This is a genomic window from Sulfitobacter sp. G21635-S1, from assembly GCF_027213915.1.
Classification (GTDB): domain Bacteria; phylum Pseudomonadota; class Alphaproteobacteria; order Rhodobacterales; family Rhodobacteraceae; genus Sulfitobacter.
In genome coordinates, this window is sequence record NZ_JAPWGV010000053.1 from 1 (window position 1) to 8,193 (window position 8,193).

At 60.4% G+C, this 8,193-nt stretch carries 9 protein-coding genes; 8 read left to right on the forward strand and 1 reads right to left on the reverse strand.

Annotated features, from left to right (window positions below; all coding sequences use genetic code 11):
• The first annotated feature begins 149 nt into the window (after window positions 1-149).
• A complete protein-coding gene (locus O4H53_RS26605) occupies window positions 150-476 on the forward strand; it encodes a type II toxin-antitoxin system PrlF family antitoxin (protein ID WP_269367967.1) in 327 nt (108 codons plus the stop codon).
• A complete protein-coding gene (locus O4H53_RS26610) occupies window positions 473-991 on the forward strand; it encodes a type II toxin-antitoxin system YhaV family toxin (RefSeq protein ID WP_269367969.1) in 519 nt (172 codons plus the stop codon). The genes O4H53_RS26605 and O4H53_RS26610 overlap by 4 nt, the downstream gene beginning before the upstream one ends.
• Before the next feature lie 319 nt (window positions 992-1,310).
• Here O4H53_RS26610 and O4H53_RS26615 read toward each other — a convergent pair whose 3' ends face one another.
• Window positions 1,311-2,063 carry a hypothetical protein gene (locus O4H53_RS26615; RefSeq protein WP_269367971.1) on the reverse strand — a complete coding sequence of 251 codons (753 nt, stop codon included), beginning with the start codon at window positions 2,061-2,063 and terminating at the stop codon, window positions 1,311-1,313.
• Between the two features lie 76 nt (window positions 2,064-2,139).
• Between O4H53_RS26615 and O4H53_RS26620 the strand changes: the two genes are divergently transcribed.
• The 6 genes from O4H53_RS26620 (at window position 2,140) to O4H53_RS26645 (ending at window position 8,123) form a co-directional block, all read left to right on the forward strand.
• Window positions 2,140-2,616 carry a MarR family winged helix-turn-helix transcriptional regulator gene (locus O4H53_RS26620; protein ID WP_269367973.1) on the forward strand — a complete coding sequence of 159 codons (477 nt, stop codon included), beginning with the start codon at window positions 2,140-2,142 and terminating at the stop codon, window positions 2,614-2,616.
• Window positions 2,613-2,990, forward strand: coding sequence for a hypothetical protein (locus O4H53_RS26625; RefSeq protein ID WP_269367974.1), 378 nt, complete (start codon window positions 2,613-2,615; stop codon window positions 2,988-2,990). Before O4H53_RS26620 ends, O4H53_RS26625 begins: the two co-directional genes overlap by 4 nt.
• A gap of 17 nt (window positions 2,991-3,007) precedes the next feature.
• Window positions 3,008-3,649, forward strand: a complete 642-nt coding sequence (locus O4H53_RS26630) for a PEBP family protein (RefSeq protein ID WP_269367975.1) — start codon at window positions 3,008-3,010, stop codon at window positions 3,647-3,649.
• A gap of 209 nt (window positions 3,650-3,858) precedes the next feature.
• The gene (locus O4H53_RS26635; RefSeq protein WP_269367976.1) at window positions 3,859-4,635 is read left to right on the forward strand and encodes a YHYH protein; all 777 of its coding nucleotides are present in this window, start codon (window positions 3,859-3,861) and stop codon (window positions 4,633-4,635) included.
• A 2-nt stretch (window positions 4,636-4,637) separates the two neighbouring features.
• Entirely contained in the window at window positions 4,638-5,213 is a 576-nt protein-coding gene (locus O4H53_RS26640; RefSeq protein ID WP_269367977.1) for a YbhB/YbcL family Raf kinase inhibitor-like protein, read from the forward strand.
• Window positions 5,214-5,612: 399 nt separating this feature from the next.
• Window positions 5,613-8,123 (forward strand): strawberry notch family protein, encoded by a 2,511-nt coding sequence (locus tag O4H53_RS26645; RefSeq protein ID WP_269367978.1) that lies wholly within the window; start codon window positions 5,613-5,615, stop codon window positions 8,121-8,123.
• Window positions 8,124-8,193 lie beyond the last annotated feature (70 nt).

Here is an 8,193-nt window from a genome sequence, read left to right on the forward strand (position 1 = left end):
AGTTCCTGGCGGGGCGAGAATAGGTCCTGCGCCGGACGGTTCATCGACCTGCCCGGCGACAGCAGATCCTGCGGCTTATCTTGACAAGGCAATGCAAATGCATTACCTATCGCAGGCAGCAAAGACCCCCATTCTATCAGGAGACTGCCATGACAGCGCTCGCACAAGATGTCTCGAAGCTCACGGATCGGTATCAGACGACCGTGCCGGCGGGTGTGCGCAAACAGCTCAAGCTGGGCAAGGGCGACCAGATTCGCTACTGCACCGAGCCGAGTGGCAGGGTCTATATCGAGCCCGTGCGCACCGAAGAGGAAGATCCCGTGCTCGGAGCCTTTCTCGATTTTGTCGAGGCCGATATCAAGGCGCATCCGGATCGCATTCGGGCGTTTGATGGGGCTTTGCATGGCCGTCTTGCAGCACTGGTCGGAGACGTTGAGGTCGATCTCGATGCGCCGCTATCACTCGAGGATGAATGACCGGCGATAGCGTGCCCGCCCAAGCGCCCCTTGTCGTAAACGGATGGTCGATTTTTGCGCATCCGCTCTTTCTGGACCAGCTCGAAGGGCTGACCCTGGAGGTCGAGGCGCGTAAGGCACGCGATCCCAAGACCTGGCGCAAGAAAAATTCCACGAAACGGCTGGCCGCCATCTTCAAGCTGGTCACCGAGGCCATACCGGCCGATCCGAGTGCCGCAGCCTTCCGGCAAGGCGGCACACTCGGCGATCACCGCAAGCACTGGTTCCGGGCGAAATTCTTCCAGCAGTATCGGTTGTTCTACCGCTTCAACAGCGATGGGAAGGTCATCGTGGTGGCCTGGGTGAACGACGACAAGAACCTGCGCGCCTATGGTAGCAAGACGGATGCCTATGCGACCTTCAAAGGGATGCTGGAAGAAGGCAAGCCACCTGACAATTTTGACGCACTCCTGAAAGAAGCAGCGGCGGCGGACAAGCGGTTCGAAAAGTCCCTTGAAGCGGCGCCTGAGCGGTAATTGGGTTCGAATGCCGGAGGGGGCAGGTCACCTACACTAAGGCTGTCCATAAGGGGGTGGTTCTTCGTTACAATCTCCCGTCACCTTTGAGCCGAGTGAAATGGGCGACATTGGTGTGCCAGATGGCTGGTACGATGAAATTCTCAGAAGTCCCTACCTATCCGAACACCTGCCGTTCGCTGCATCGTGTACGAACTGGTAAGATGCGGACAAAGCGCCACTTCGCTGCAACTGCGCCAAGTTCTGCTTGTCGGATATCATGTTCGAATTCGGTCACCTAAATTTCGGCATCAACTATTGGTCCAAGTACTTAATTCCATCACATCGCCCATTTGGGCACCGCGAGAACAAGATGCGTGACCACTGCGTCCAGCGCGTAAAAGCCCCAGTGCAGCCCGTAAGCCCAGCGAAATCCATGGCGTGTTCGCAAGTAGAGCCATGGGATTATGACACCGAAGATCGAAGCGGCGACCGTAAACCTGGCCACGTAGAACGGCGAGAAGCCGTCGAGCGAGAACGTGAGGTGGAAGCCGCCAAAGAGAACGGCCATCAGGATCGAGATCGACCAAAGTGGCATGCGTGCGCGCTGAGCGCGCAGCACAATGGCCGCGATAAGAACCTGCTGGAACAGAATTTCGACCGATTTGGGCAGATAATACCAGGCACTGGCAAACATGAATTCTGGCGGATTCGGGGGAGCACGAAAGACCGACACAGCCGGCAGGAGGGGGAGAGCCAGAGCGACAAAGAGGCCGTAGGCTGCCAGAACCGGCGCAAGTGCCATCGCGTGACCGGAAAGAGCAGGACGGGACAACTGACCTTGGAAGACAGGTCGAAACGTCAGCAGAACGATGGCAGACCATGCAAGATAGTAAATGGCGAAGAGGAGCGGTGCGTCGTCATATCCGCTGTCCAGCGCCATTGCGCTGACAAGGGCGTAATATCCCCAGCTAGACACAGACCAGAACAGACCCACCAGCGCAAGCGTCGGCAGCATGGCCCGCAACGCGCGACCCGACAGGGCCCACGCCGCGGCGCATTGGGTTCGGTTCAAACTGATCGCCTGGATCATTCCATGTGTTCCTTCTTGGGCGTCGGGCAAAACCTGCGGTTGCCGTGGCAATATAATTAGCATACTAACTGTCTACATGACAACCGACTCATTCTCCCTGCACTTCCTTCTGCATTCGGCCGCCCTTGTGGAGGAGCAGTTGCGCGTCCGCCTCACCGAAATCGGCGTCCGGCCCCGCCAGGCCCGTATTATGCAGGCCCTGTCCCGGATGGAGCCCGCCTCGCAGGTTAGCCTCGCGAGGGAGTTCGGCATCACCCCAGCCAGCATGAGCACGATGACGGTCCGGCTGATCGAGGCGGGATTCATCTCTCGCGAACCAGATCCGGACGAGGCGCGCAGCAACCTCCTGCGCCTCACGACGCGCGGGCGCGGGCTCTTGTCGGACATTCACGCCGCCTGGGGCGACATCGACGCCCTGATCGTGGAGCGGATCGGCTCGGAGAATGCCGCGACGCTGGCACGGATTACCCGCGCGTTGCGCGACAGCCTCGGCGGTCGCGTGCCCGGTGCGCCGGACGCGGAAACCACAGAACCTCTAAAGGAAATTTCATGACCCGGAGCACTGGCATACAACCGTTCGCCATGCTTATGGCGCTTGTCGTCGCAGCCCCGGTTTTCGCCCATCCTGACACCGACGATTTCGTCCAATCCGCCTTCCTCAAGGTGCCCGAGATCGTGGACTGTACGCTGGAGGAAGGCACGGAGGCGCAATGCCACGAGATCACGGTCGGCTATTTGCCGGACGGATCGGATCCCGTCGCTCTCGATCAATGCAATGGCCATACAAGTGAGAACGGCAGCTATCATTACCACGTAGGCAAGGCTGGCTCGAACGCGATCCTTGGCTGCCTCACCGTGCAGACCGGCTGCACGCTGGAGGAAGCGGGCGGCATTCGTGACGCCTCAAAGCGTCGTCCGCGACCATGACCCCGAAAGGAAACACCATGAAATATTCTATCGCTACCCTGACAGTGCTCGCCTTCCTGCCCTCTGCGCTGGCGGCAGAAACCTTCTCGGCAGACGTATGGGCTGACAACTGGTTCGAGATGCGGATCAACGGCGCGCAGGTTGCCGAAGACAGCGTGCCGATCACGACAGAGCGTTCGTTCAACGCCGAGAGCTTCACGTTCGAGGCGGAACGGCCTTTTGTGATCGGTCTGGTTGCCAAGGACTTCAAGGAAAACGACACCGGGCTGGAATACATCGGCACGCGGCGACAGCAAATGGGGGATGGTGGTCTGATCTTGCAGATCAAGGACGCGGCGGGCGAATTGGTCGCGGTCAGCGATGAGAATTGGTCCTGTCTGGTTACGCATACCGCTCCGTTAGACAAATCCTGCGAAAGCGAGGCCAATCCCGTCGCTGGCGTTGGCGCATGCGGGTTTGAGGCATCAGAAGAGCCCGCAGGCTGGGACACGGCGGAATTCGATGCATCAAGCTGGCCTGCCGCTGATGTCTATTCCGCCCGTGAGGTGGGTCCCAAAGACGGATATGACGAGATCACATGGGACAGGTCGGCCGAATTCATCTGGGGCCCTGATCTTGAGCAAAGCAACACGGTGCTGTGCCGTCTGACCGTCAAATGATCTCGTTTAGAAAGACCAACGCCATGAAACGCCTGTTTTCATTTGCGCCTCTGCTTTGCGTTCTTGCCGCCCCTGCGTTTGCACATGAAGATCATTGTGCGGCTGTAATGGCCTCTGTTGCTGATGCGGGTTTTGCAGACAGTGTGACAGTCACTTGCGATGGCGATGTCGCCCTTGTCACATCAGACACATATCCTGATCATGAATTGATGACAGGGATTGTGGGAACAAACGAGCAAGTTCCGGTTCCCGCCAGAGACTATTCCGCGCCAATCCCGCTGACGCCCAGTCTTGGCACCACCCCACAGACCCGCGACGCAGCCTTGGGCGTGGCCGTGAACGGCGTGCCGATCTATGACTATACCGGCGGCGGTGAAATGACGGTTGAAGACCTTTACCACACGCAGACCGAGCATGACACGCTGCAAACCCAGCAGCTTGACGTTTGCGGCGGGCATGCCGGGCGTGGCAACGATTACCACTATCACGTCAAACCAGTCTGTATGATCGAGCAGATGAAAAACGCAGGCGATGCTGCGATCATCGGCTGGGCCTATGACGGGTTTCCGATCTACGGCGACAACAACCCCGATGGCACGCATATCGCTCTGGATGTGCTTGATGTCTGCAATGGACAACCCGACGCCACTTTTGGCTATCGCTATCATACTTCGACCGAGGCCCCCTATATCATCCAGTGCCTGATGGGCGAGGTGCCCGATATGCGCGATCTGCCGCGCGTGGCGCCGATGACCTCAACCGGATTTTGGGGTGGCGGTCAGGAATCCGGTGCGCCGCCGCGCGGTGGTGTGCAGAACCTTGTGTTTACGCAAGAAGCCGATGGCAGGCGCAGCATGGATTACACCTATGAAGGCGAAGCATATTACATGCGCTATGCGCCGTCAGACACGCCGGACTGCTACACCTTCGAGACCCGCACCGTGACCGATGGCGGCGAAGTGAAGACAGGGGAATATTGCCGGTGAAAATGTCACTGGCCAAATTCGTCGCGGTGGCGTTCATCGGATTTAAATTGGTAGGTCCGGCTTTGGCGCAGGACGCACTGACCCTTTCAAGCCCGGCAATGGCGAATGGCGCGCCCTTACCTGTCGATCTCCAATGCCAGCGTGACAACGGCGATGGTGTGTCGCCGCCGCTGGTGTGGAGCGGTGTGCCCGTCGCCACCCAAAGTCTGGCGCTGATCATGTATCATTATCCCAAGGGCACCGTCGAAGGTGTCGACCCGCCCAGCCAATACTGGCTTTTGTGGAATATTCCTGTCGGAACAATGGGCTTGCCGCGCGGAAACCCGGCATCACTTGGCGATGAAGGGTCTAATAAAGACGGCGTGGCCACAGGCTATACCCCACCATGTTCGCCAACGCCGTGGTTTTCGTTCGGCAAAAGCAAACCGGAGCACCAATATTTCATCGAACTTTTCGCCTTGAATGCCCCGCTGGCAACGCTGCCCACTCATGACGCGCTGTCGGTGGATTGGACGGTCCTGACTGCCGCTATTAAAGACAAGGTGATCGCCTCTTCGCGGATTTCTTTCTGGGATTGATGCGGCTGCTACGCCTGACAATTCCAGACAGAAAACGGAAACCGAGGGCCGCACTCATTGTATCCACTTTGATCCCGTTCGCCACCGCGGCACTGGCCGTGTTCCATCTCAGAAGGACGCGATAAGTAGCGGACCCAATGTCATTGCAGACGTTCGCCGCATTGCAGAATTTTGGCAATATGGGCTCCTAGCGGTCGATCGCCGCGTGCTGCCTCAATGTCGGCTCTATTGGTCAACAAGTTCGGCGGTTTTGCTGCGTGGCTTTCTCTTTGTTGCTGAGGAGGGCGGACCGCGTTGACGGCCCGTCCTTGTTAATAGCTTTCGGGCCGGATCCCCTGAAAAGCGAAAGCGGGCTTTTTGTCCTTTGGAACTCAGACCCTGATCCAAAGGAAAATCCCCATGACCACGCCCAAACCGGCAAACCCGGCTCTCTCGATCTCCCACCCTGATCTCGCCTCTGCCCTCGTGCAGATCGGCGCGGAGGTCGACCACCAACCCCTACGCAGCTCAGCGCTCGCGCGCATCATGCGCGAGACGTTTCATGGCAGCGATGCCGGGGGCGCCTGGGACTGGCGCATGGCCTATGACGTGATGCAGGCCGCTGCCATCCGAGTGCTGCTGCGTGGGGACGGCGCGGCAGGTCACATTGCCGCTGCGAAACTCCTCGCGTCCCGGCTCCTGACGGAAACCCGCCGGTCGGAACAGCAGATCCGGCTGCAGCAGTTTTCCACGCCGCTGGCATTTGCGGCCTTGGCGGTGCGGGCGGCAGCCATTCGCAAGGGCGAGACCGTGCTGGAGCCTTCCGCGGGCACCGGTGCCCTGGCTGCTTTCGCCGCCCGGGCCGGTGCCACGCTTGTGCTCAACGAGATCGACCCCTTTCGCCAGCGCCTCCTGCGCGCGGTTCTCGGGGGCGACGTGACGGGTCACGATGGTGAGCATATCGACGATCTGCTGCAGGCACCGATTCTACCCGACATCATGGTGATGAACCCGCCCTTCGCTTCCTCGGTCGATCGGTCCCGCGACAAGCACATCGCCGCCAAGCATCTCATCGCGGCTGCAAAGCGCCTGGCACCCGGTGGGCGGCTGGTAGCGATCATGCCGCCGGGATTCACGCCCGAACGCGATGCCGCGCATTGGTCCCGCGCCTCCGGTTTGCTCACGCCACGCTTGGCGCTGACGATGCCGGGACAGGTCTATCGCAAGCTCGGCACCTCTGTCGAAACCCAGCTCATGGTCTTCGACAAGGTGCAGGAAGACGGCGAGATGATCCGCGCCAGTGTCCGGGACTTGGATGAAGCCCTTCCTTTTGTCGACGTCGTGGCCGCAACCCGGGCCGAGATGCGCCCAGTCCAACGAGCGGCAGCGGTTACTCCTGAGCGACCGATCGGTCCAGGATCTGTCCCGCGCAAGACCGCTTCCAGTGTTGTCACCGCCTCCAAAGCCCGGGCCAATGCCGTTGTCCCGCTAACTTTCACGAGCCTTGATATCCCGCGCGACAACACGCCTGTCTCGGACATCTATGCGCGCTACCGCCCGCAGCGGATCAAGATCGCAGGCGCGCAGGAACATCCCACGCCGCTGGTCGAGAGCATCGCCATGGCCTCTGTCGCGCCACCTGTGCCCTCAGGCGCGGCCAGTGCGGAATTGCGCCTGCCCGCCAGGCTGATCGAGGAGGGCCATCTCTCCGAGGCGCAGCTCGAGACCATCATAATGGCGCATGATGCCCATGGGCGTGACCTGCCGGGGCGGTTTACGATCGATGACGACCAGACCAAGCTGACGCGCGCCGATGATGACCCGGAGGCACGGGCCTATCGCCTCGGTTATTTCCTTGGTGACGGCACCGGTTGCGGCAAGGGCCGCGAATGCGCGGGGCTCATCCTCGTGAACTGGCTGGCCGGACGCAGGAAGGCGATCTGGGTCTCCAAATCCGCCACGCTCATCGAGGACGCGATCCGCGACTGGACCGATCTTGGCGGCTCGCCCGCCGACATCCAGCCGCTCTCCAAGTGGAAACCGGACCAGCCGATCCCGATGGGCGATGGCATCCTCTTCGTCACCTACGCCACGCTGCGCTCCGCGGGCAAATGCGGCACCACGCGGCTGAGCCAGATCCTCGACTGGATGGGCGAAGATTTCGACGGCGTGCTGGCTTTCGACGAGGCCCACGCCATGCAGAACGCGGCAGGGTCCGAGCAGGGCAGGGGGGTCAAACCCTCGCAGCAGGGCCTCGCTGGCCTGCGGCTGCTACTGGCAGCACCCCGTGCACGCGTCTTCTATATCTCGGCCACGGGCGCCACGAGCGTGCACAACCTCGCCTATGCCGCGCGGCTGGGGCTCTGGGGGCAGGGACCCGAATACCCCTTCCCGAGCCGCGAGAGTTTCGTCTCGGCGATGGAGGCAGGCGGTGTCGCCGCCATGGAGGTGGTCGCGCGTGATCTCAAGACGCTCGGCCTCTACACGGCCCGCGCCCTCAGCTTTGATGGCGTGGAATATGACGTACTCGAACACGCGCTCACCCCGGCCCAGATCGAGATCTACGATGCATACGCGGGTGCATTTCGGACGATCCACCACAATCTCGAAGCCGCGTTGACTGCGACCGGCGTCAACGATGCCTCGGGCGAGACCAATGCCTCGGCCGCACGCGCCTCGGCCAAATCTCGCTTCGAGAGCACGAAACAGCGCTTCTTCAACCATCTCCTGATGGGCATGAAGGCTCCAAGCATCATCCACGCCATCAAGGACGATCTGGCGGCGGGCAAGGCTTGCGTCATCCAGGTGGTCTCGACGGGTGAGAGCCTGCTGAAACGCCGACTTGAAACGATGGACGCAGAAGACGAGCTCGTTGAGGGTGCCTTGACGCCGCGCGACTATGTTTTATCCGGAACTCCGGATAACACGTAATATGCCGCGTCACCGTTATGCGGAGTTCGGGATTTCAACCTGTTGTTCTGCTGATTCATTTTCGGGTTTC